This is a genomic window from Candidatus Uabimicrobium helgolandensis, from assembly GCF_041508025.1.
GTDB classification, from domain to species: Bacteria; Planctomycetota; Uabimicrobiia; order Uabimicrobiales; family Uabimicrobiaceae; genus Uabimicrobium; species Uabimicrobium helgolandensis.
This window is the reverse complement of sequence record NZ_CP165719.1, coordinates 1,116,223-1,141,353: the sequence shown is the minus strand read 5'-3', so window position 1 is coordinate 1,141,353 and position 25,131 is coordinate 1,116,223. Positions and strand designations below refer to the sequence as shown.

16 protein-coding genes are annotated in these 25,131 nt (G+C 33.4%); 7 read left to right on the top strand and 9 right to left on the bottom strand.

Annotated elements, in window-relative coordinates; genetic code table 11:
• Nucleotides 1-624 precede the first annotated feature (624 nt).
• Together murJ and UABHE_RS04140 are read left to right on the top strand one after the other, a co-directional pair.
• Entirely contained in the window at nt 625-2,178 is a 1,554-nt protein-coding gene (gene murJ, locus UABHE_RS04145) for a murein biosynthesis integral membrane protein MurJ (protein WP_372368966.1), read from the top strand.
• 1 nt (nt 2,179) lies between these two features.
• A complete protein-coding gene (locus UABHE_RS04140) occupies nt 2,180-4,087 on the top strand; it encodes a TM2 domain-containing protein (protein WP_372368964.1) in 1,908 nt (635 codons plus the stop codon).
• A gap of 207 nt (nt 4,088-4,294) precedes the next feature.
• On the opposite strand, the gene UABHE_RS04135 is transcribed toward UABHE_RS04140, so the two are convergent.
• The 9 genes from UABHE_RS04135 to UABHE_RS04095 form a co-directional block, all read right to left on the bottom strand.
• Nucleotides 4,295-4,753: a CBS domain-containing protein gene (locus UABHE_RS04135; protein WP_372368963.1), complete on the bottom strand. Its 459-nt coding sequence runs from the start codon at nt 4,751-4,753 to the stop codon at nt 4,295-4,297.
• Between the two features lie 83 nt (nt 4,754-4,836).
• Nucleotides 4,837-6,909 (bottom strand): methyl-accepting chemotaxis protein, encoded by a 2,073-nt coding sequence (locus tag UABHE_RS04130; protein WP_372368962.1) that lies wholly within the window; start codon nt 6,907-6,909, stop codon nt 4,837-4,839.
• A gap of 11 nt (nt 6,910-6,920) precedes the next feature.
• A complete protein-coding gene (locus UABHE_RS04125; RefSeq protein WP_372368961.1) occupies nt 6,921-7,904 on the bottom strand; it encodes a calcium/sodium antiporter in 984 nt (327 codons plus the stop codon).
• Between the two features lie 426 nt (nt 7,905-8,330).
• Nucleotides 8,331-8,960: a hypothetical protein gene (locus UABHE_RS04120; protein ID WP_372368960.1), complete on the bottom strand. Its 630-nt coding sequence runs from the start codon at nt 8,958-8,960 to the stop codon at nt 8,331-8,333.
• Nucleotide 8,961: 1 nt separating this feature from the next.
• Nucleotides 8,962-11,256 carry a VWA domain-containing protein gene (locus UABHE_RS04115; RefSeq protein ID WP_372368959.1) on the bottom strand — a complete coding sequence of 765 codons (2,295 nt, stop codon included), beginning with the start codon at nt 11,254-11,256 and terminating at the stop codon, nt 8,962-8,964.
• Complete coding sequence (locus UABHE_RS04110; RefSeq protein WP_372368958.1) at nt 11,253-13,733, bottom strand: tetratricopeptide repeat protein; 2,481 nt, start codon at nt 13,731-13,733, stop codon at nt 11,253-11,255. Before UABHE_RS04110 ends, UABHE_RS04115 begins: the two co-directional genes overlap by 4 nt.
• A gap of 2 nt (nt 13,734-13,735) precedes the next feature.
• Entirely contained in the window at nt 13,736-14,536 is an 801-nt protein-coding gene (locus tag UABHE_RS04105; protein ID WP_372368957.1) for a hypothetical protein, read from the bottom strand.
• A gap of 173 nt (nt 14,537-14,709) precedes the next feature.
• On the bottom strand, nt 14,710-15,903 hold the full coding sequence (locus UABHE_RS04100) for a serine/threonine-protein kinase (RefSeq protein ID WP_372368956.1): 1,194 nt from the start codon (nt 15,901-15,903) through the stop codon (nt 14,710-14,712).
• A 457-nt stretch (nt 15,904-16,360) separates the two neighbouring features.
• Nucleotides 16,361-16,981, bottom strand: a complete 621-nt coding sequence (locus UABHE_RS04095; RefSeq protein ID WP_372368955.1) for an ATP cone domain-containing protein — start codon at nt 16,979-16,981, stop codon at nt 16,361-16,363.
• A gap of 290 nt (nt 16,982-17,271) precedes the next feature.
• Here UABHE_RS04095 and ggt point away from each other — a divergent pair, with 290 nt between their 5' ends.
• From ggt to UABHE_RS04070, 5 genes are all read left to right on the top strand, one after another.
• Nucleotides 17,272-18,996, top strand: a complete 1,725-nt coding sequence (gene ggt, locus UABHE_RS04090) for a gamma-glutamyltransferase (RefSeq protein ID WP_372368954.1) — start codon at nt 17,272-17,274, stop codon at nt 18,994-18,996.
• 275 nt (nt 18,997-19,271) lie between these two features.
• Nucleotides 19,272-20,807 carry an FHA domain-containing protein gene (locus UABHE_RS04085; RefSeq protein ID WP_372368953.1) on the top strand — a complete coding sequence of 512 codons (1,536 nt, stop codon included), beginning with the start codon at nt 19,272-19,274 and terminating at the stop codon, nt 20,805-20,807.
• 45 nt (nt 20,808-20,852) lie between these two features.
• Nucleotides 20,853-21,071 (top strand): hypothetical protein, encoded by a 219-nt coding sequence (locus UABHE_RS04080; RefSeq protein ID WP_372368952.1) that lies wholly within the window; start codon nt 20,853-20,855, stop codon nt 21,069-21,071.
• A gap of 57 nt (nt 21,072-21,128) precedes the next feature.
• On the top strand, nt 21,129-21,731 hold the full coding sequence (locus tag UABHE_RS04075) for a hypothetical protein (protein WP_372368951.1): 603 nt from the start codon (nt 21,129-21,131) through the stop codon (nt 21,729-21,731).
• 302 nt (nt 21,732-22,033) lie between these two features.
• Nucleotides 22,034-25,084 (top strand): CHASE2 domain-containing protein, encoded by a 3,051-nt coding sequence (locus UABHE_RS04070; protein ID WP_372368950.1) that lies wholly within the window; start codon nt 22,034-22,036, stop codon nt 25,082-25,084.
• The last annotated feature ends 47 nt before the right edge of the window (nt 25,085-25,131 follow it).

Sequence of the window (25,131 nt, the reverse complement as noted above, 5' to 3'; positions counted from 1 at the left end):
CACTATATATAAAACGATTTTTAGATTTTACAATAACCCCTCAAAAATAAATAGCAAATGACAAAATTTGCATTTTATAATTTGCAGTTTATTTTTCAGTTGTTTATAACAAAATAATTAGAAAAATAAATTTATTGTATGATATAGAATTCGCCTTTTGCTGTCAACACTTAAGTTCGGACAATAAGGGAATTTTTCTATATAAAAACCTTTACAAACAAGGGGCTATCTCCATTCAGATTTTTACAAAATTTAAGTTATTTGGGTCAAGAACAAGGTTCTTCAGCCAAAGTTTTTTATGTACTTTCGTATATGCTATAAACCATATGTTAAAACGTTATGTCTATGCTCAGCAAACTTCTTTCTTCAAGCATTTCTAATAAATGCTACTGTTACTTCATTGATTTTTTCAATGAAATCTTCGATAATATTCTTTATCTTTTTTTGTAATATCATTTATTCTTTGAAAAGTTTTACAATGTTTGGGCATGTCGACGTGCTCTACACTTTACTCAAAACCAAAATAAAGCAACTCAAGTTAATTCTGCCAATGCCAAATTTTATATCTCAAGAGTCGATAACAGAGAAACAATTCACAAAGCATTGTTCAGACCAAAAAAATTTATGAAAAAACACCGCGAAAAGCATAATAAAAACACCGAAGTCAAAAATGCAAGTTTTGTCAGTGTACTTACCTTGATATCTCGTATTTTAGGGCTATTACGCGATATTTTGTTAGCGACTGTATTTGGAGCGAGCTTTGTTCTAGATGCTTTTGTCTTGGGTTTTACCATTCCTAATTTTTTACGGCGGCTTTTGGGAGAAGGGCTTTTCTCTGCTATATTTACACCAATATTTCAAAGTAAAGAAATCAAATCTAACAATGGTGAAGCACAGAAATTTTCAGGTGAAATTTTTTGTTATTTACTATTTTTAGTTATTTTATACTGCTTGCTAGGAATACTTTTTTGTTTAGCGTGTATGTTTTTTGTATCCGACGAAAATAAATTAGTTCTTTCACTAACATCTATAATGTTGCCATATTCAATATTTATTTGTAGTATCGCTTTTTTCTCTTCTATTTTACACGCAGTTAACCATTTCATTATACCTGCTCTATCGCCAATCATCCTTAACATTGTATGGGTTACCGTTTTAGCGCTTTTAGTGTACTGCGAAACAAACATTTATTTGGGGGTATATATAGTCTCTGTTTGCGTAGTACTTGCTGGTATTTTACAAGTTATTCCATATATCCCTATAATGAAGTACCTAAATGTTCTACCTACATTTACTTGTCGTTATAACAAAAAAAATATGCAGCCATTTTTGAAAAGTTTTTCTGAAGGTAGTGTTGGAATAATGATCGTTCAAATAAATGTGTTACTTGATCGTGTCATTGCTTGGTTTTTTATCACTGAAGCAGGAGCTGTAACAGTACTTTACATGGCAAATCGCTTTGTTCAATTTCCATTAGCACTCATTGGTATTTCTATAGCGACCGTTGCCTTTCCAAACTTTTCAAAGGAAATTATCAATGGAAACATGCAAGGCCTGCAACGTTTAATATCAAAAACTCTGTCAATAACATTACTATTTTCTTTTCCTGCAACTGTAGGACTTTTTTTACTTTCCCCGGAACTTATGGCTCTTTTTTATGGCTCTTTTGCAACAAAAGATGTTCTTCGTATAGCGCAGGTACTTTGCATCTATAGTCTAGCTGTCTGGATTTTTTGTACACAACAGATTTTAAATAAAGTTTTTTACTCGATAAGAGATACTAAAACTCCTATGAAAATTTCTTGTATTTCGGTCACAGTAAATGTAGTATTAAATTTTTTATTAGTCCATTCTTTTTCTGAGTTAGGATTAGCGATTGCAACTGTAATAAGCGCAGCAGTTGCCCTCCTTTCGTCTTTTTATTATTTGAAAGTGAAATTACAATTTTCTATTATTCCTGACAAGTTATTTTTCATAAAAGTTATTTTGGCGACTGGTATTATGGGAATTTTTGTTTATATTCAGAGGGAAGTAAACATAGAAAACCTTGGGATGTGGCACAGCGTAGATATAATTATTACTGTATTAGGCGCTGTTGCACTTTATTTTTTTTGTATTTGGAGTATGAAAGTTTTTTCTGACTTTCCTGTGGACAAGAATTCTGATAGAAAGGTATGAGATGGCAAAGATAGATGATGACAAACTATTAAAAGTTTTACTGAAGGAAGGCGTAATTGAACCAGAAGAAGCGGAGGCGTGCAAAAGCTATCAAGAAAGACATTTAAAACAAAGAGGCGCACAAGTTTCCCTTACTGATACCTTAAAAAAATTGGATATTTTACCTGCTTCAAAACTAGATAGTTTCATAAGAGCGTTAGAAAGTAGTTCGGTACGAGATACAACTCCTGTATTTACATCCGAAGGAAAAGTTGACATAGAAGAGATGGATCGTCCGAGAATTGCACCCGCAGCATTGTCTGGAGCGAAAAAAAGCAAAAAATTTACAATTCGTCAGGAAATTGCCGAAGTAACAAATAATGTAGAGGCGCCAAAACCAGAAGCAACGCCTAAAAAAAGTAAACCAACATCTCTTTTTGCTGTGAATCAAGAAAAGCAAATATCAACGGAACCCAAAGGACCTTTGAAACCAGTAGTCAAACCTCCGCAAAAACCAAAACAACCAGAACCACAAGTTCAAGAAGAAATTCCACAAGCAGTTCTAGCGGAAAGTACAGAAGTTAAAATGACAACAGCGTATTTGCTGCTAATTTTCTTAGGTTTTTTAGGAATACACCGTTACTATTTGCGAAAAGATCGTTCTGCTATTTTATATAGTTTAACCTTTGGATTCTTTTTTGTAGGCGTTATTATTGATCTATTTATTTTACCATGGATCGTAATGGGTATACGTAAAGAAGGTATAAGTGATAGTAGTTTAGAGAAAATAAACAAATATACTTATCGAGAAGAAGTAGATAATCCTCACTGGAATACTTTTGAAAGTGGTATGGATAAATTTAAATCTTTTATAGAATATAACATTCAGTTAATCGCCGTAATTACTGTTCCTTTAGTATTGACAATGGTAGCGATTATTACTGCAGAAGCATGGATCGTTGTTGTCATGGCTGGTATTATAAGCTGTCTATTACTACATGCTTACTACGATGACATTCTATCTTCTTCTATATTTACATATATTCCATTGTTTTCCTTTATTAATAATGTCTGTTTAAAACTAAAATCACTATATTTCAATAAAAAACCTCTACCAACAATCGCTTACATTTTATATCCAATTTGGGCACCGTTCTCAATGATCAAGAGCATTAAGAAAAAAGAGGAATTAATTTTGTTTTCAGGAATTATTGCTCTTAATCTTGCTGTTTTTGTTGGATATTCACTCTATCAAATACGAGGTTTATCTATTGAGCAATTGCAAACATTTTTAACATCTCAAATTTTTATGTCCTTGATGGCGTTTGTTATTACAGTAGGTTTATTAACAACGTTTATCACAACTATTTGTCGCTGGCAAATTCAAGGAAAACAGAAAGTAGCTCAAATCGGCTCGGTATGGGGAATGATTGTTTCTATAATTGCTCTACTTATTTTTGCAGGCGTTTTATACAAAGATAAATACTGTTTTTACCACAAAGAAAAAGAGAAATTACAAATTCGTTTAGAGACAAAAGAATTTCGTTCAGAGATAGAGCAAATTTGCCGTAGTTACCTGCGCTATATAACTGCACACCCTCAAATGTCGGACCAACATAAATCGCAGGCCTTACATCGTTTTCTAGGAGGAATTTTGTCACCAAAAGAATTGAAACTTTTTTCGGTTCGTTCCCATTCTGTAAGTGATTTATCAAAACTTATTTGGGTAGATAGTTCAGTAAAAGCAGTAGTTGCAATTGATCAAGACAGAGTACTTATAAATAAAATTAATTTACTTAGTTCTGTATATCGCGATAAAATCAGCGATCATCCAAAAAATGAAGAAAGTTACCTAAAAAATATTCACGATAAAATCTACCCTGAATTCAAAAAGCAACAAGGTTTAATTGCTGATACCAAAGAAAAATAACATAAATGTACTGTTGAATTCAAGATTTACAATAGTACAAGAAATCGCATAGTTGTTAGATTACGATTATATTTAGAATTAACAACTATGCGATTTGCCTTTGGGTTAACATCTACATTCGGTACTATTATGAATTCATTAAGTCAACGGTAGTCGGTGAAACTCCACTACTGTTGCTTAAGAGGTGCATCCACGGAACAATTCATTCTACAGTAAGTGAATGCCACCTTCTTCTTCATAGCCCCCACGAATAGGATTGTAAACTTTCCGGCTTTTAAGTTTACTAATAGCACGTAATAAATCTTTTCGAGTAATCTGTCCAACAAGTTGCTCTTGATCTACAACTAATAAACGACGAAAACTATTTTTTAGAAAGATGTCTGCTGCAACAAATATATCTGTTTCTGGAGATATTGTTTTTACATTTTCAGTCATATATGCTTTCACTGTACTGCCAGGAAGATTGTCATAAACTTCGCCAATTAGAGTTAATAAACAGTCTTTTTCAGATAGAATACCTACAAGAGTACCTTTCTTATCAATCACCGCAGCACTATTCACTCCTCTAGCAATAAGAACATCAATAGCGTTATATACATCCATATCCGGATCGAGAGTAAATATTTTTTTATCCATAAATTCTTTTGTTTTTGGTATATAATTCATGTTTCTCTCCCAGTAAAATAAATATTATGCAAGTGTACTCCAAGAGTTATTATAAAATTATTTTGGAACAAAATTTTCAAGCTCTAAGGAGCACTCCCCATGTTTCTTAAATTATAAGTAACATCCTCTATTTGATTAGTTAAGTTAGAACTTTCAGATGCTATTTGTCTTAAGTCTTGTTGTAAATAAGCACAAGAAAATTTTGCGTCTTGTGTTTGATTAGTCAGACTTTCTAAGTAAATAGATAGTCTTTGCTTTAAATCTGATATCTTTTGCAAAATTTCGCTGGCTTTTTGTAATTGTTGATCAATAGTTTGTGTATTTTTTTCAATGTATTGAAAGTCATTATCGTTTTTTTGCACTACTTTCTGCGCAGTATCAATTTTTGTACTTGTTTTTTCTAAGACGCGCGCATTTTTTAATGCCAATTTTCGAATTTCATCTGCCACAGACGAAAAAGAAGAATTACCTTCTCTTGCTGCCCGAATAGACGCATTAAGGGATACAATATGTGTTTCTTTCGCAACATTTTCCATAATAAGAATCATATTCTTTATTTGTTTTAGTGCATTGTCAATGTTACTTAGATTCTTATTAAAATTTTGCATTTGTTGTCGACTATCATTGAGCTTTTGATTTATATCAGAAAAAGAGCTCTTGATGGATTGTATTTGCTCTTCATCTTGATTAAAATCTTTGCCAAAAGATTGTACTTTGTAATGAAAGTTCGTAGTTAGTTCAATATTCGTTTCGCATTTTTTAAGAAGCTTGTTACCTCTTTTTCCTACTTGATTGATATTTTGATGTATAGAACTTAATTCATTAGTAATTTTTTGAGTAGCATTTAAGATATCTTGTTGTTTATTCTGTTTTGTTATATAAGTAAATACAATTAGTAATATTAAAATCATACCAAAGAGAATCATCAAAGCATTTTCTAATTCGTTTAGAAGTAAAAAACTTTCATCTAAATTTTGCTCGGCTATGACAATCCACTGTAAATCTAGGTCAGAAACACTTGCATGCGCAACAATTGCTCTTTTCCCAAAATAATTTGTGCTTATCTCACAGCCAGTTTTTTCTGCGAAATAATAATCAGTATTTTGAAGAAGTACTGTTGTATTACTAGCGAGTATACTAGGCAAAGTGCTTTTTTCTCTTTCCAACAAAGAAACGTAGTTTTGCTGCTTTTCAACAAACATTCGCGAATCACTACGCATCTTGTTATCACGTCCAATAACATATGTCTCTGTTGTTTCGCCCCACCCTAGTCTTTTCCATAGTTTTTCATCAGCCATTATTTTATTGATGTTGTGATGATATATTTTAGCGATAATTACCCCTATTTTTTTATCATCTTCATAAATTGGGCACGAAATAAAACTTGTTGGTTTCCCAAAAGCGGGAAAATACGCGGTGAGATCTGTCATTTTTGTAAAACTAGGTTCCAAAGAAGATCTCGCATCTTCGTAAGCATATGCTAAAGGTGAATTTTGAAAAGGTCCTATAGCCAATGATGTTGCAAAATCAACTTGTTTTGCAACACTATACACAACGTTTTGCTTTTTTAAATCTACTAAAAGTAAATCATCAATACTATTTCTTTCTAAGTAGTTCTTAAATAAACGGTGATACTTTTCATGCGATTTAGACCAATTAGAATTATCCTTTGCAAAAGATAATTTAGATTTTTCATCCGTAGGATTTGGGTTTTCCATTATGTAGTATTTTTGCAATAACAAGCTATTCTCTGGAAGATTAACCAACTGAGATAATGTGTTTTTACTTGGGGAATACAATGTTGTTTTTTTGAATAATGGCGCAAAAATATTTTGATAAAAATTTTGAGACACAGTACGCGAATTATCAATGTTTTTAATATCATTTTGCTTTTTTACATTGTAAAAATTTTGAGAGAAGTCCTTCATTGCCTTAATTGCAAAAGGTGTATCGGCTAAATTCTGTACTTGTCCACGCATTGTTTTTATAGCGCTTTCCAACCGTGTATTTTGCAAATCTCTTATCGTAATTAATTGATTAAAAGACTGCTCCTTTAGCAAAGAACGCATACCTGCGATACTAATATATATGGTAATAGCTATAAAGACAAACAGACATATCAATATAATTGGTTGGCTTAATTTTTTATTTGGCACGCTTTACCCCTCTACATGACATTAAATAACTTCCCCATAAAAAGTGCATAACAAAGTAGTAAAACAGCACCTTCCATTCGCGTTATTTTATTATCCATCATAATAACTAAAAACAAAATGTAAGAAAATATCAAATATGGTAGACCAAGAGCAAGAACAGATGCTGGAACAATTAGTTTACCTCCGGCGAAAAGTCCTGGTATACCAATAACTGCAAATATGTTAAAAACATTGGAACCTGCTACATTACCAAAAGCAATATCGAATTGTTTTTTACGAACAGCTGCAATAGAAACCATCAATTCAGGTAAACTTGTTCCAATAGCAACGGCGCTACTTGCAATAATATCTTTAGCTATTTCTAAAATTTCTGATATTTTGATTACACATTCGACAGTATACTTCGCCCCTAAAAATATTCCAAGACAGCCAACACCTAAAAATATAGGTACCTTTGGTGACAAAGACGCTTTTCCTTTTTTCTTTTTGCCTTTGCCTTCTGTTGGATTTTCGCCACCTGTAGTTTGGCGATCAGTGATAAAAAACCATAAATAAATAGCATAACCACATAGAAGTAGTAGTGACTCACCAACCGTTACATAAGAGGCTCCTGTAGAATTTCCAGCAATAACAACAAAACACAGCATACCACCTGACACAAAAAAAATAGGAAGATCACTGTAAAAAATATTCCAACTAATATTCATGTTGTTTGTAAATAAAGAAGCAACTCCTAATATCAATAATATATTGGCAATATTAGAACCAATAACTCCTCCCAACACAATTTCTGAAGAATTTTGGTATACCGCAATAAGCGAAGTAATGAGCTCTGGTAGACTTGTGCCTAACGCAACAATGGTGACACCAATAACAAATGGAGGTATCGATAGCCATTTCCCCAGTTCTTCAGCTGATCCAATGAACACGTCTGAAGATTTTATAAGTATGTAAAGTGAAATAATGAGGCCAAGAGTAAGTAAAAGTAAATCCATTTTCTGTTCCTGAAGACTAAGTGACTTAGTAAATTATAAAGAATAACTTCTAACGAAAGTTCTGGTTTGGACGTGTCTTTATTTATATTTCCATAATTCAGTTCTTTTAAGCGAGTCGCAAAAATTTTTTGAGCACATTTCAAATCAGTGTAGAATTTGAGAATTTGAGTGTAATCAATTCTCCACAAGTCTGAGAATTTGAGTGTAGAATTTGAGTGTCAGAGCAAAGACAGCCTAAGAGGTACATAGTTGTAACTATGCAACCGAAGGCCTGATGCCGCTATGATACTCAAAGGCAAGCTGCTTTTAAAAACTTTTTGCGGCTTGCTTAAGAATTAGTTTTGTCATTTTCTAAACACAACATCATCTATTTTCAAAGCGCATCGTTATTCGAATTTTACAAAATATAGAAACATATTTTTATCCCTAGTAGACAAATTCATTTGTTAGGCGCTTAGAGGCATTTATCTGTTTCCAGTGAACTTCAACATCCTGTATTTTAGTTGACCATGGTTCAACTTCTTTGAGTTTATTTCCATATTTGTAGTAAAAATATTCAATCAATTCTCCACAAGTCTTAAACTGTCCAGAATCTTTTGACATTGATATTTCTGTAAACATAAATTCTGGTATTTTTTCTGGAAAAAAAGTACCAAAGTAAATACGATATTTATTGTATGACCGGTATGCTTTGTATGATCTAGACCAAAATAAATTCATATCGCAAACATAGTCTTGTATACCGATTAACCATGAACCTTTAAAATTTTTCTCCATCAGACCATTGAATGTCTTGCTATCTTCTGGATAAAAAATACTTCCTTGAGGAAGGCTATCAATTTTTTTTGCCTGTTCAATATAAGGTTTTACTTGGTCGTCTATATAATTTTGTAGAAAATCACAGCCCATTTCCGTCACAGATAAAATAAGTGCTAAAATCGTAAAAATAATAGATGCACCAATTATTTGATTGCGCGTTTTTTTGCGCCTAATCGCTACATCTTTTTTACGACGAACCTCTTGTCTTCTTTGATAATCTTCAACATCAAAATCCATTTCACATTCCCTTTGTAATAAATCTTTCAATTAAAAAGCATATAATAGCAATACTCATAAGTATATTATCCATATTTTTTTGGGTATTTGAATTTTTATTTGAATTTTTTGTGTATGGCATAATTTGCGTTAAGTTTGCGTATTCTGGAGAATACGGTAATTGGAATTTTACTAAAGATTGTTCTAATGGATTTTTTTGGTGCTCTAATTTCAAATAAAATGGCGATTTTTGCCCAAATAAATCTAAAGTGTAAACCCCACTTTGTTGCTCTTGCATTGTAAAACGTTTATTCAACCACAAAGGATGAATTACAAACTTTTGATTGTGCTTTGGATAATCTTTGCGTATTTGCAGCTGATTACCACGATAGCTAATAAATAAATTAGATAAATTATTGTAATTAGGTGCCAACCACAACAATGTTTCTGATACTAAATTCTCTACGGGTAGGTTTGATGTCCATTCTCTATTTGTCATTAGTGCAGCGCTTTTTCCCAGTTTATAATCCTGTACACTTAATAGAGCATCTCCTGTTTCCGTTTGTAAAAGATTTTTTGCAAGAGGTTTCTTTTTAGTGAGAACATACTTGTTTATATACTTATTTTCATAGTCTTGTCCATCCCACAACAGCTTTGACTTTTTTACCGTTTTTGTTGTTTTACTTATAAATAGTTTTCCTTTTGTTTTTAGCAAATCATGCTCAATAATTTCGTGTAAATTTTGATTTTGCACTTCATAAAAACTACCTTTTCCCCACGCTGAAATTTCTCGCAAACTATTATTGTTTTTCCCTGTACTAATAACTGACAATGACGTTTTCTTTGGAAGAATTCCTAATTGGCCAGGTACATTTTTCTGTATCTCGCCATCAGATATTACAATTATATGTTTTTTATTCGACTTTTTTTGCAAAACATATTGTATTGCAGGAACTATTTTTGTTTCACCATTTGCTTTTATCTGCGAAATTTTTTCGTAAAAGTCTCCTGTTTTAAAAATGTCCTCAACACGGCTATTAAAAGCAACTAACTCCAAAGAGTCACCATCTAAATACTTGCTAATTTTTAATATTGCTTTTTTGGCGGCTTCAATTTTTATAGTGTTACCATATTTTTCATTCATACTGCCAGAAATATCGAGAAGAATCATAATAGTCATATTATTTTTTTGGCGAGGAGCTGTCCACACTGGTAATGCTTTTTCTATATCACTTGAATAATATCCTCCTGAGGCAAATGTTTTTGGGCTCGCTATCATCATAAGCCCACGACCATTTCCTGTATGTTTAGAGATAAATTTATCTAAGTGCTTGATTTTGTCAATGTGTACATCGCTTACAACAATAATATCATACTGTTCAAGATCAAGATCTTGAGGAGGTATTTGAAATGAATCGACGATAAAAAAAGGTAAGTTCATTTGCTGTAATTGTTTACCGAATTCTAAAATTTTTATTTTTTGATTAACTTTGATTTCTTGTTGATAGGTGTTATTTTCTAAACATTTTTCTATAAATTCTGATGTGCGAATCTTTACAGAGATATTTACATTTTTCTGCTCAAGAATGTTTAAAAAGAAATAAAGAGAATATTTTCCTTTTTCGCTAAAAAAAACGCGACGCTTTTCTATTATTTTTTCACCACTTTGGATTTGAAGAATTGCATCTGTTTTGTGCGATGTCCTAACAACGAGTTCTCCATGAATAGTTTGTCCTTGTTTCGCAAAGTATGGCAAACGCATACTTTCAATTGCAATGTCTTGCAAGTTTTTTATGGTGGGCGTCTCTAAATATTCAAACTTCATCGAAATGCTTTTGTTGGCGAGCTGTTTACCAAAATTAGGGTTTATATCATCAAATAAGCCATCACTATATACAGCAATTGTTTTGTGTGTTTGATGAGAACTAAACATCGTTATTGCTTTTGCTAATGCTAAATTTATCTGGGAAGAATCTATATTCCCTGTATAACGAGGTAGTGTAAAAATTCGATCATCGTTAAGTTTCTTAATAACGTAACATTCTGTCGCAAAACCAATTATTCCCAATCTATCACGAGAAGAAAGGGTGTCCATTATTTTTTGGATTTTGTCAATATAGAGATCTTGAAGAGATATCTTTTTTTGTGCGTGTAGCCATTCATTACTTCTAGAAAAATCAAGACACACAACAATTTCTTGCGAAGAGTAAATTGCTGTATATAATTTTGCAGGGAAAATAAGTAAACATAAAATAGTAAAGCGCAAAAATAACACTGTATTTTTGCGCTTTACTATTTTTCGAATAAAGGACTTCACTCTTTTATTTCTACTATCCGAGCATTATCGGCATGCATGCTCCAAGGGATTCCAAACTCTGCTTTACCAAAAAAACCTGTTTGTAAATCTCGGCTTAATTTCATTTGTAATTTTTTTACAAGAATATCATTTATATAGAGTTCGTAGTTATCCTTAGTTCTAGTTCCTGGAAATCTCTTTAGTTCTATCTTTACAACTGGATCTTTTGGCCATATTTGATTCTCTACTTTTTTCCATTCCCATACAGTTTCTGATTTTTGTAAACCGTAGCCAATGTTACCATCAGGATCTTTTCCAAAAAAGAACCTAGAGCGACCACTTGAAATAACAATTCCAATATATGCTTTTGCAATAGTTGTTATCTCACCTGAAATAGCTAAAAAGTGCTTTGCTGGTATTTTTCTCGAAATTTGAGTAACATTGTTGTTTCTTTGAGTTCCTGAAAAAAATACCTGGCTACCACGAAGCTGTATTACAATACCATTATTTTCTTCCTCAAACCATCCACGCCGAATATCGCTATTGTCTTTACGGCTAAAAGTATCTTCCCAATATACACTTTTTTGATTTAACAATATTTCGTAAGCATACTTTCTTGCATATGCATCTTTAGGGTTTACTTGCACTACTTTCTTTAAATATGCGACTGCTGCATTGTAATCACCACTCTGGTTCGCCAAAATTGCAAAGAGTTTTAGTGTATCAATGTTAGTCGCTGATATTCGTATCGATTTCAAAAGCACTTCTTTAGCTTGCGTATATTTTTTTTGCTGTATGTAAATTTGCGATAATAGGTTATATATACGAATAGTATCTTGAGTGAATAAAGCGTCTTTACGTTTTAGCAATTCTTTTATGTAAACAAAACTATCATGAAAATTATTGCTACGATAAGTGATTTCCGCTAATCGAACTAATATAGGGGTATAACTGAAACGAAAATTTAGTGCTGTCGAGTAATGTTCATAAGCCTTAGATATATTTTTTTGTTTATAAAAAATTTCTGCCGCTACGTAGTGGCTCAAAAAACTGTCAGGATTTTCTTTCAACGTTTTTTCTAAAAGATCTAAAGCAGCACTACTATCACCATTTATGTAAGACAGATAAGCTTTAGCACATGCAATTTCATGGGTAAGGGCAATACTTTCTTTTTCTAAATTATCCAATATTTTTTGTGCATCTTCTTTTGCATTACTCGCAATATAAACCAACGCTAGGTTGTAAAGTGTTGTTGGTGTAGAACTTTTAAGAAGTGCTTCTCTTGCAGCAGGCAGATTACCTTGTAAATAAAGAATAGCACCGTGAATACCTGAAATTTTTTCTTGCCACAGCGAAGACTCTTTTATGTTTTCTATGGTTTTAAGAGCTAACTCAAACTGGCCATCTATATATTCGAAATATGCTTTCCAATAAAAATAACCTTCCGCATACTTCGATGAAGTTTCACTCGAAATTATTTGTAATTGTTGCTGTGCATATTTATATTTTTTATTTTTAACAGCAAATGCAATTTTTTCTAGCACATCCTGAGGGTTTTGCGATTTTTGAAAAGTAGTAAGAAAATCTATGTTTAGGTCTAATGTCATAAGTAAATGAGCATATTTTCGTTCTACTTCTATATCTTTCACAACAAAAGAATACGCTTTTTGTATCCAATAAGATGCATTATTGTATTCCAAATTATCAAGCCAATAATCAACAAAACTTAGTATAGGTTTTTTGTTATTTGAAAACTTGCGAATAGTATCTTCAAATAACTTTTTTGCTAAAGAATGTTGCTGTAACTGTGCACAGGCTTCGGCCAATAAAATTCGTCGTTCCAATGATAAAGAATCTGCTTTTTTCACTTCGCGCTTACACACGTTTTCGACATCAATTTTTCGATAAATTTTTTGGATTTGCTTTTTAGGAAGATTATAATTCGTTGCTTTTTTGTTTTTGATAACATGAATAATAAATTCTTTATTGTTTTGGTTGATAATCTTTCCCGAAAACTTCTTACCATTATTCATGAGTATCAAATCTTCGCTTAGAACTTTTCTTTGAAGTATTTTTGCTAGACGCCCATATTTAGGTCTTAGTGTTTTTGGTTTTGATATTTCAGGAACAATTGTTTGTTCAGATATAGCAGAAAAAGACTCTTTGTCTATTATCTTAATTGTATTAGTTATTGGTAAAGGCGGTAAGTAAAAATTCTCTGATATTTCAACTTTAGGAAAGTTCATACTTCCTGGAGGAAGTTTTTTGTAATTATCAACTTTACGAAAAATATCGCGTTTTTCTCCAGACCAATAACTATAAAAATTTTTCTCTGGAAATGGCGAAACCACAGAAATACTTTTTCGAGAAAAATTATTAGATGCTGTCTGAGTTATAAATGATTGTATTTGCTTTGAAGTATAAGAAGAATAAAACAAAAAAAATCCAACTGTTGTACTACATAAGAATAGTAACTGTTGTTTATTTATTTTATGCATATTTATCTGTACCTTTCCCACAATGGATCAGAGGTGTTTTTATCTTCTTGCTGCTTATCCGGCGAAATATCTTTCTTTTCTAGATCAACGTGTATTGCTGATATAAAAATACTAGCACCCACTAATTTTTGCTTATGGTTCTTAAAAGAAACATTATCTATATGAAAAAAAATTTCTTGCTCTTGTATTGGTTGAGATAATGTATGAAGCCACTTCATAATAGTGTGCAATTCAGCATTTATAGTTATTTTTAAAGTGTATCTATTAATGAGCTGCGGTTTCGAATTACCTAATGTCAAATGTTCAATATTTTCAATTTCTAACTCTTCTGATTTTTGTTCTACAACCTCAGTAAGCTTCAACAATGCATAATGAACGATTTTTAAATGAGTATAGTGCCTTTGATATACTTGCTTAATTTCTTGAGAAAACCCCAGTTTACTATCAAATTTTATTCCCAAACGATTTGTTTTATCTTGTATAGAAGACAGCTTCTCTCCCAGGATTTTCCTAAAGTTAGTCGGCTCCAATATGTCAGATGAAGAAGGTTTGATCGTTACTTTGCTATTTAAACGTTGAATATTTTTTTGAAATGTTGCTTTATGGTTATTTATATATGAGAGTACATGATCGTATGGAGGGTATTCTTGTGAGTGAATTTTGTTTGTTAAACTATGAAGATTTTTACATTTTTTTTTGTATTGTTTAATTTGCTGTTGTGTTGGTGAAATAATAAAATTCCAACTAATAAACAGAACAAAAACAATTCCCGCAGAAACACTCCAGAATTTTTTATCTTGCATTAGGGTATCCGTTAGAAACTTTAAATGAAATAAAACGGTAAGGAACAATAAATTCTAGGATATGCAGAAATGGAATGCCAATACTCTGTACTACAACACTCCAAATCTGATAGTTATCTTGGCTTAGGTGAATTTTAGCAAAAGAGAAAGACTTGCAACAATGCTAATTAAACCTAAATGAACATAAAAACAAACATCAAAAATATACTCAAAGCAAAACTACAAAAACAAGAAAATAAAACATGTGTATATTTTTTTCCTAACCGTATTCTCAAATAATGAGTTGCTTTTTGTACAATAGAAGTATCTTTACTTGAAAGTAATGGTTTTGCCTGGTTATCATCATTCATCATTGAATCATTAAATAGATCTTGAACGTTAGGTACTCTGTTTTTTATCGATTCATTTTCTAAACGGCGCATTTCTTCTACAAACGACTCATCACGATCAGCTTTAACGACCTGAGTAACAAGATCTTTGTATGAGCCTAAATGATATCTTTTAGGCGTTATCTTTAGCTTTCTTCCTTTGTGATCGTAATAGTGAACACAAGCTTCGTTAAGTAAAAAGTTGTTGAGGGCACCAAGAAGCTCAAAAGAGTTGTTGTATCGTTGTTCTAATTTTTTAGTCATCGTTCTTTCTAAAAGGAGAGAAAGAGGGTGCGGAACATCAGCAACTCCATAAGATGGGATTACAGGCGACAACTGTCTGTGAATCAAAGCAATTTCTTTTGGTTCTTTACCTGCAAGAGGCGGATTACCTGTTACAATATGATAAATAACAGCTCCGAGCGAATATATATCACTACTTTTTTGAATATCTTGCCCAAGAAATAATTCCGGAGCTACATAATGGACTATTTCATTGCTTGGTGTAATCAAGCCTTCGTTACAGAAGTTCACCTTGATTTGTCCATCTTTACCTAAAAGTACTCTATCGGGATGTAAGCTTAGATGTAATATATTTAGTTTGTGAGCGGCAACCAAACCTTGGGTTAATTCGCGTCCAATTTCAGCCGCAGCTCCCCAATGAAGTCTCGGGTTTCTCTTCATGAGGTCGTATAGATTTTCCCCAGGAATATACTCCATAACACAATAAACAGCTCCTCGTATTTCACCTACTTCGTATGTTTTTACAATATTTGGGTGATTTAATTGACATATTGTGTTAAGGCGATCCACGACAAGTTGTTGGTTGTCAGCATAGGGATTAGGGTAAAAAATCTTGATAGCCACTTGCTTTTTTATATCTTTGCAAAAAGCTAAATATACTAAACTATCCTCAATACGCTGAACTATTTTATAACCACTTACTTCTTCGTCGATTATTTCATCTGGAGAAAAGGGGCGTTTTTCCTCAATAGACATATTTATCTCGTTTTAAGATTATTTAGAATGTATTACTTGTTAGAGAATGGTAACTTGGTTATTAAGCTCAAGTTTTAACTTATCAATAACAGTGAAAAGAACGATATGTACTATTTGCTTTTTGAAAGCCTATCGCAAAACTGACTGTAAACCCTAGTGTTATTTTAAATTTATAGATGTTTGATAAAACATCTCAAGATTACCCACTAATAATAAGCTCTAAGTCTTATTGTACAACGTACACATCTGCTTGTCAACAAGACTGTTTTTAGGTGTATATAAATCAAATAGCCAGTAGATTACTTTTAAAGCGTAGTTATCCGTAATTTTACCATGTAAAAAAACAAATACAACAAAATTTTAATCGCGAACAACTAAGTGGTATTTTCACTAAATTTTTGTTGTATTTGTTTTGTAATTTCAATCAACAGTTGAAGTAAGACATATAACTTATACTCTAGTGTTTTCTTTTGTCTGCGCGATTGTTACGATAAAGGATATATGCTTTTGCAACTTTATCTAAATCATTTTTCATGAGTACTTTTTCTACAATATCTTGTATATCTTCTACTTCAGGTATTCCCCAAGGAGGAAAACGTTCATTCAAAGACCAAATAACTTGATTTGTCAATTTTGTAATTACCACGGAATCAACAGCACAAACAACTTCTGCTGCACTTTCTATTGCTTGGTATATCTTGTTCGCTTCAAAAGTTGTTACTTGTCCATCGCGCTTTTTTATATTCTTTAATAAGTTTTCTCTATACACGGTGAAAAAATTTTGTTCGCGCTCTTTTTCTCTTTCATGTCGATATATTATGTAAGCTTTTGCAATATCTGCGTACTGCATCTGAATCAAAGTATTTTCGATAAGATCTTGGATTTTTTCGACTTTAGGTATATTGCAATCAAATATTTTTTCAATTTCCTTAATAACCTGCTCTTGCACTTTATTGGCAATTCCCTCTCCATCTCTTCCAACAGACTCTGTTGCTTTCTCAATAGCATCGATTATTTTTTTAGGTTCAAAACTTTCTTTTGAGCCATCCCTTTTTATGATATATTTTATATGGGACAAAAGAATCTCCTCGAATTAAACACTACCCTATAAAGTAATTATCAATCAAACTAATTTTATAAGGTACTAGGATGTGTTTGCGCTTTTAGGGCATATATGTTTAGTTTTTATTATATAACAGAAATCGCCATCTTTGCAAATTCATTCCGTATCGAAATGTCTAGCTGACGAATAAAATTCCGACAGCAAAATTGGATATATTATTTATTTCCACATCCATTATTTGTACGGTTTTATACAACAGTCGTTTCCTCTGTTTTAGAGCAACTCTTTGCGAAAGTGAGAAAAAAATGTATTTTCGGAGCAAACTTATCTTAGCGTTTTTGTGTGTGTCTATTTCAAGTATAACTATCTTATCGCAAGATGCTCCTATCTTTAGCGGCAATGATATTTTTCATCCTGTGTATGGGAAGAAAGGAATGGTGGCTTCTCAAGAATCTCTGGCTACTTTAGCAGGGGCTAAAGTTCTAGCAGATGGAGGAAATGCTATTGATGCAGCGGTGACAGTTGGCTTTGTTTTAGCGGTTACACTTCCACGAGCAGGCAATATTGGAGGCGGTGGTTTTATGGTTGTTTATGACGCCAAAACCCAAAAAGCAATTACTATTGATTACCGAGAAAAAGCTCCTGTCAAAGCAACCGCAGATATGTTTTTAGACAAAAAAGGTAATGTAGATAATGAGAAAGCACGCTTTAGTCTCTTATCTTCTGGAGTTCCAGGAACAGTCGCTGGATTAGCGTTAGCACTACAAAAATATGGAACTTATTCATTAGAAAAAGCACTACAACCAGCAATTCACTACGCTGAAAAGGGATTTAAAGTTAGTCCAGGTCTGGCTGACTCATTGAAAGCATTGAGAGGGCGTTTTACCAAGAGCCCTGCAAGCGCCAAAATATTTTTCAAAGGCGACAAAAACTACGAGCCTGGCGATATTATAAAACAAAAAGATCTGGCCACGTCTTTAAAAGAGATTGCCGTACAAGGAGTGAAGGCTTTTTACGAAGGACAAATCGCGAAAAAAATTGCCAGCGAAATGCACAAGAATGGCGGACTCATTACTTTAGAAGACTTAAAACTTTACCGTCCGAGTCTACGAACTCCTATTCATGGTAAATACCGTGGATATGATATTTACTCTATGCCCCCACCAAGTTCTGGAGGAGTTCATCTTGTACAAATGTTGAATATATTAGAACACTATCCTCTTGGCAATTGGGGGCAAAACAGCGCACAAACTTTGCATGTTATGGCGGAAGCGATGAAACTTGCCTATGCAGATCGAGCCAAGCACCTAGGGGACCCTGATTTTGTAAAGGTACCTATCGATGGAATTATTTCGAAATCGTATGCAAAACATCTATTATCGAAAATTAAACTAGGAAATACTACACCGAGTGAGAAAATATTTGCTGATGATCCATGGAAGCACGAAAGCAATGACACAACCCATTTCTCAGTCATGGACCAGTATGGGAATGCCGTATCAAATACATATACATTAAACTTTAGTTACGGTTCAGGAATTACTGTACCAGGTACAGGCATTTTGCTAAACAATGAAATGGATGATTTTGTTGCCAAACCAGGTGTTCCAAATGCTTTTGGTCTTTTAGGTGGAAAAGCAAATGCTATAGAACCACAAAAAAGAATGCTTAGTTCAATGACCCCAACAATTGTTATTAAAGATGATAAACCATTTTTAGTGACAGGCAGTCCAGGTGGAAGTAGAATTATAACAACTACTTTGCAAATTATTCTCAATGTAATTGATCATAACCTCAATATCGCAGAGGCAAGCAGTTTACCAAGAATTCATCATCAGTGGTATCCTGACGAGATAAGAATAGAAAAAGGGCTTAGTATCGACACTATTCGTTTATTACGTAAAAAAGGACACCGTGTTATACAGAAAAGTGTGATGGGTAGTACGCAAAGTATTATGCGTAGTAGTAAATTCTTTTTTGGTGCTTCAGATCCTAGAAGAGTAGATGCTTTAACCGTTGGAGTAAAATAAAATCACTGATTTTTCCGGTAAACCTACACTATAATAGTGACCATGGCGTACTAACACGCCTAAGAGCCTGTTACAAAATTGCGTTGAAGCGAAAAATTGTAGGCGCTTTTGAGTAGGAAAAAGTATCAAAATTCTCGTAAACCTAGCAGTAGTTAAGTTAAGAGGATTTTTATGCTTTTTACGACGAATCTGAAGATGCATCCAATTTTGTAGCCAACGTTAATTTTATAACAGGCCCCTAGCCAAAAATAATTTAAGCTGAGAAAAAAATGGAAATGGAAAAACACGCTCCGCTAATTGTATTTGTCAGTAATCCTGAACGCGAAGATAAAGTTATATCTTACGGACTAACGCGTATAGGACGTTCGTCTTCTAATGAGATACAAATAAACGATGCGAATGTTTCTAAAGCACATTGTATTCTTATTCGCGATGCTGAGAGTAACGTTTGTATATATGATTTTTCTTCGCGTAACGGTACTTTTGTTGGTAAAGAAAAAGCATGCGGACAAACACTCAAAGACGGAGACGAGATTATACTTGGAGAACACTGGCGTTTAATGTACGCAGACATAAACCCATCTAAAAAAGCATTATCCTCAGATGAAAGCTCACATGCGAATCTTGTTGAAACTCCACCAGATATTTTATCTGCCGTTGAGCAAAAAGAACAAAGTTCCTCAATACTTCCGTGGAGTGTCGCGGCAATTGCGGCTATTTGTTCGGTTATACTCTTCTTTAGTGAAGATTATCAACAAATCTCTGAGGATTTAAAAAGTAAATTAGAATCCTCAGAGAAAGAACTTACAACATCTGCAAAAAAAATAAGAAACCTAGAAAAAACCAATTCTGTTCTACAAGAACATGAAGATCTCCTAAAAAAATCAAAAATTCGTTTAGAGAACCAAAAAAAAACTATTGATAAAAAAAATAATTTACTTCAACTTACTCAAGAACAATTACGCTTAGTTCGTAAACAAAGAGATCGCTTACTTGATAATTTAGATAATTTGGCTAACAAGAAACAGTCCCAAGCAAATGATCAACCTCAAAAAGAAGACTCTTCCTCGAAAGCAAAAAAGCAAGAAAAAGCGCCTAAAAAAGATACCCAAATTTCGAAGGTAGTTAAACCAGAAATTCCAAAACGTGCAAAACGGGAAAAATCAGCAGAGGTACAAGAGTACGATGTAGAGCTTCTCAAGAAAAAATTAATCAAAGTACTTGAAAACTATGCTTTTCCAAGTATTTCACCTGATAATTTACAGCCTATGCTTTCTCAACTTGCAAATATTCCGTCACAACATGCTGCACAGGTTATGCTACAGCTAGTTGATTACACACAAGAGTTAGATGAAGAATTAGAAAAAAATATTGTGTTCTTAAAAAAACGTATTGATAAACTATTTAAGCTAGCTAATAAAAATAAAAAACTTTCTGAAGAAGAACTGGAAAAACACCAACGTTTTTTTGAACTATCCAAAAAAAAGTTAGAAATACAGAGTAAACAACAAAAAAAATTGATTTCTCTACAACAAAAAATTGTGCAGTCATTCGCTCAATTGCAAAGTCAAACCGTTACTAAATATTTAGTCAAAAAACTGGATCGTCGCAATGAGGTGCAGTGCCTAGCTATACTTACTGCTCTTTCTACTACAAAAGCGAAACATGCTATAAAAGATTTAATTAAAATATTGCCAATAAAAAATGATAGAATCCGAAACAAAATTTTCACTACTCTATCAGCAATAACTAATTTGCCATTTTCTGAAGAAGGCCAGTGGAAATCGTGGCTAAAAAAACAATCAGACTAGCCTCTGTCAATTTTGCAGTGCTAGTCCTCTTCTAGAGGAGATTTTATGAACAAAATATTGATATTATTATTTGTTTTAAGCGCTTTATACGCTGACACTCTAAAACAAACTATTTCAGCTAACCAAGTTGAAAAAAACGTTGCCAAAGTAATGAAGGTTTACAATTGGAGTGATTCCTTTGAAGATCTACAAAAACAAGCTCAACAAAAAAACAAAATGATTTTTTGGTTGCAAGTTGTTGGTGAACTCGACGGTGGTTTGTGAAGCGCGGGCCATTCTTTGAGAGCCGTGACGCTCTCTGATAAACGCGTAATGAGATTTATGAAAAAAAACTTTGTATGTGGTTTACGCAATATTGCAAATAAAACAACATACGCAGGAACTTCAAATAAACACCTTCCTTCTTACGAGGCAGTAACTGTTACTAACTGTTCTGGTCATCATAACGTTCAAATGTTTTTTATGACCAAAGACGCACGAGTAGTGAATTGCTTACCTGGCTTTTGGAATCCTGATGCATTTCTTTCTGAAGTGAAATTAGCCACTTCTTTGAATAAACTTTATCATAGTTCAAGAGTTTCTATTTCAAAGCGCAATGAATTATTTCTCGATGCACACTTAGAAAAAGCTTTTTTATCCGACAAAAAGCTGCATAAGCAAAGTAAATTACAAGGCTTTGATGTCAAAAATATTGAAAAACGTAGTGAGTCTGATTTTAAACGCGACAGTGTTTTTGTCGATACGGGCTTAAAAAGTTCAGACCAAGTACTTCACGAACGCATGGCTGAGCGTCCATTCTTACCTTTTGAAATGTTTGATACTGCGCAATATATTGATATGGGGCGTAAAAAATACAAATACAACAAAGGAGTTCCTGAGCACGACAAAAAAATGGCCAAAAAGCGTAAACGTAAGCGCCGTTAAACACTCTTAACACAACGATTAATTTTATACTGGTAAAAAAGCAACAAAAATGCGAAAATTGTACATAATTTTCGCATTTTTACATTTAGATACGTTTCTATTCGCATTTTTAGTTGTTTTAAAGATTACAGAAGCCTCTGCATTTTCCAAGTACCAGACACTAAACTACATTATTTTTCAATTGCAAAACGGCATCGCGCACTTTCAAAGTACTTCATTATTGACCAAATGTACACCACATCATATTAAAAAACTTGAATACGAATGCGTTCTAACTACCAAATTATTTTATGGAGAATGTTGTGAATAAAAAAGTCATTTATGTGCTTTTTATTAGTTTTGTCATTACTGGCCTACATTATGTACTCATCGATTTTACCCTCCTAGATCGGGCTGAAAACCTTTTGCGAGATTTTTATTTTTCGATGCGTTCCAGTAGTTTGAGCAAGTATGTTGACAATGATGAGGAATTAAACCCGTATACAGACAAAGACACGATGATCATTACCATGGATGATCAATCGCTTGGAGCTGTTGGAAAGTGGCCTTGGTATCGCGATGTATATGGACAGTATGTTGATGCTGTCAATAAGTTCGGACCAAAACAAATGCAGATTGATATAACTTTTGTTTTACCTGAGCAGGTGCCAAGGACTGTAGTTAACGAATTGCAAAATGATCCAGAGCTTTTAGACAAAGTAAGTACTATCTTTAACAAAAGCGATGATAAGTTTGCCAAAGTGCTATCCAAATACGACAATGTGTACACTGACTTATTTCTCGTTGCGCAGCCGCGTCCAGACATTTCATATCTTAAAAATATAAAAGCCACAGAAAAAATAGTTCAAGATTATTCGCAAAAAGCACCGCCAGAAGAAAATCCTAATTACCGTTCGCTAGAACCTGTTCTAGATAAATTTGCAACCACTTCGATGCTTTCTTCTGTCAATACGGTACCCGACAGAGATCAAATTGTGCGACGATTTCCAATTGTCCACGTATACGAAAATGACAAAGGTGAAAAATTTTATTTTTACTCTAGTGTTTTAAACATGCTTCTTACTCGTTATCGCGTGGCACGAGAGAATGTTGTTGTTAGCGAAGAGAAAGTTACACTAAAAGACGCACATATTGCAATTAGTAACACTACAGAACCAGAAAAACGCGATTTTGCTGAGCTAAAAGAAAAAATAAAGCTTTCTGAAGAAAAAAAATCATACAATAAAAATGTTTTCAACTACTTATTCTATGAAACGAAAGTCAAGCAAATAGACGAAGATGGAGCTCCTACATATCCTGTGCACTTGCTGCAAGAAGGTGAAAATTATCACTTGATAGATGGCAGAGAGGTTTACGATGCTGCTATTGCAGCAAAATCTAAGAAAATTTTCTGCGTTTTTTACAAAAAACAAGATTTAGTTATTCATACGCCATCAACAGAATTTCAGAACTATTTATCGCCAATCAATTATCCTGCTAAGCTCGAAAAATCTTTCATCGATGAAGATACCGGAGAAGGGATAAAATACAAGACAATTCCGACGAAGAGTTTTTTAGATGGTTATAAGATAGGCTTTGTTCCTGATTTTCCAGGTAAAGGACAAAAAATTCCTCAAGAAACAACCGATTGGTTCATTAATCACTGTCACCAAAAACGCCAAGAAGTTATGACAGAATTTACAGAATCATACCCTGAAGGTGGAGAAGAGGAGTTTCAAACATACATCTTTGAAGAGAATCAAGCATTCGGATACTACTTTTTTTATGGTTTGTTTTTCGAACAAATGGCAGAACAAACAGAAGCAAATGAAAGTTTAAGTTTTCGCGAATATTCACAGTACTACAGAAACTGGGCTGAGCAAATGGGATTACCAAAAGAACAAATCCCTCTCATGTCAAAAAGACAGTTAGTTGACGCCCTTTATGATATATATGCTGAAGGAACATTCAATTATTACGGAAAATATCTATTTGTAGGTGCATATTCTACAGGAATGGCCGATGATGTGAAGACAACGCCTTTTGGTGATATGTTTGGAATAGGTATTATGGCGAATGCTTTTAATACTATTGCGACTGGTAACCAACTTATAAATGTTTCGCAAACAAGACAGAGCATTGTATTTTTCATTTTCGCATTTGTTTTGGCTCTGGTTTATAGATGGTCAAACATAAGTTACTGTTTGGGATTGTTTGTTATTGCTTCTTTGGGTTCTGCGTATGTGGGTTATCATATTTTTTCCAACGACAATCTATGCATAAACGTTATGCCTCTCATTACGGTAAACACTCTATTGTTTTCAGGGATTGTATCACTACGATTGTTGACAGAGGAGAGAAATCGTAAATTTTTGCAAAACACATTTTCTCAATATATTTCTCCTGAGCTCATAGAGATCATGTACGATTCAAAAGTCCAGCCGCAGTTGGGAGGAGAAAGTGGTATATTTACAGCTTACTTCACTGATATTCAAGGCTTCTCAACATTTTCCGAAAAGCTAACTGCAACCCAGGTAGTAGAGCTTCTCAACGAGTACTTAACCGCAATGACCGACATACTTCTAGAAGAACAAGGTACTTTAGACAAGTATGAAGGTGATGCGATTATTGCTTTCTTTGGCGCACCTCTAAAAACAGCAGAACACGTATTTTATGCTTGTAGAGCGTCTATACGTATGCAAGACAAACTCGAAGATTTAAAAGCAAAGTGGCGACAAGAGCGTACCGAAGAAAATCGTAATGTAAAAGGTCTTCCTGATGGAGAGTGGGTACCAGGAGACAAGTGGCCTATAATTGTTCACGAAATGCGCATGCGTATTGGAATTAACGTTGGTGAAATTGTTGTTGGAAATATGGGATCAAAAACTCGTATGAACTATACAATGATGGGTGACCCAGTTAACTTGGCAGCGCGATTAGAGTCTGGTGCAAAACAGTACGGCGTATACACTTTAGTTAGCCACTTTACTGCTGAACATGAATATGAAAGCGAGTCCTTACAACGCAAAGTACGCATGGATGAGATGATTGAATTGCGTTTTATCGATAAAATTACCGTAGTTGGTAAATCGGAACCAATAAAAGTTTACGAAGTAATTTCTTTAAAAGGAGATTTATCACCTCGCGAAAAATTGCTGCTGCCTTTATTCGATGAAGCGATGAAACTTTACCAAGACATGAAATGGGATAAAGCTCTTGCAAAGTTTGAGGAAGCTCTCGAACAAGAACGTGTTCCTGATGGAAAAACAACTCCTTCTGAAGTTTTTATCGAACGTTGTAAAATTTACAAGGAAAACCCTCCTGTAGCCGAAGGCGAAGAATGGGATGGAGTGTTCCGCTTAGCATCTAAATAAATTTCCATTTGAAATGTAGTGGTGTTAGTAATATAGTTGTAACATCA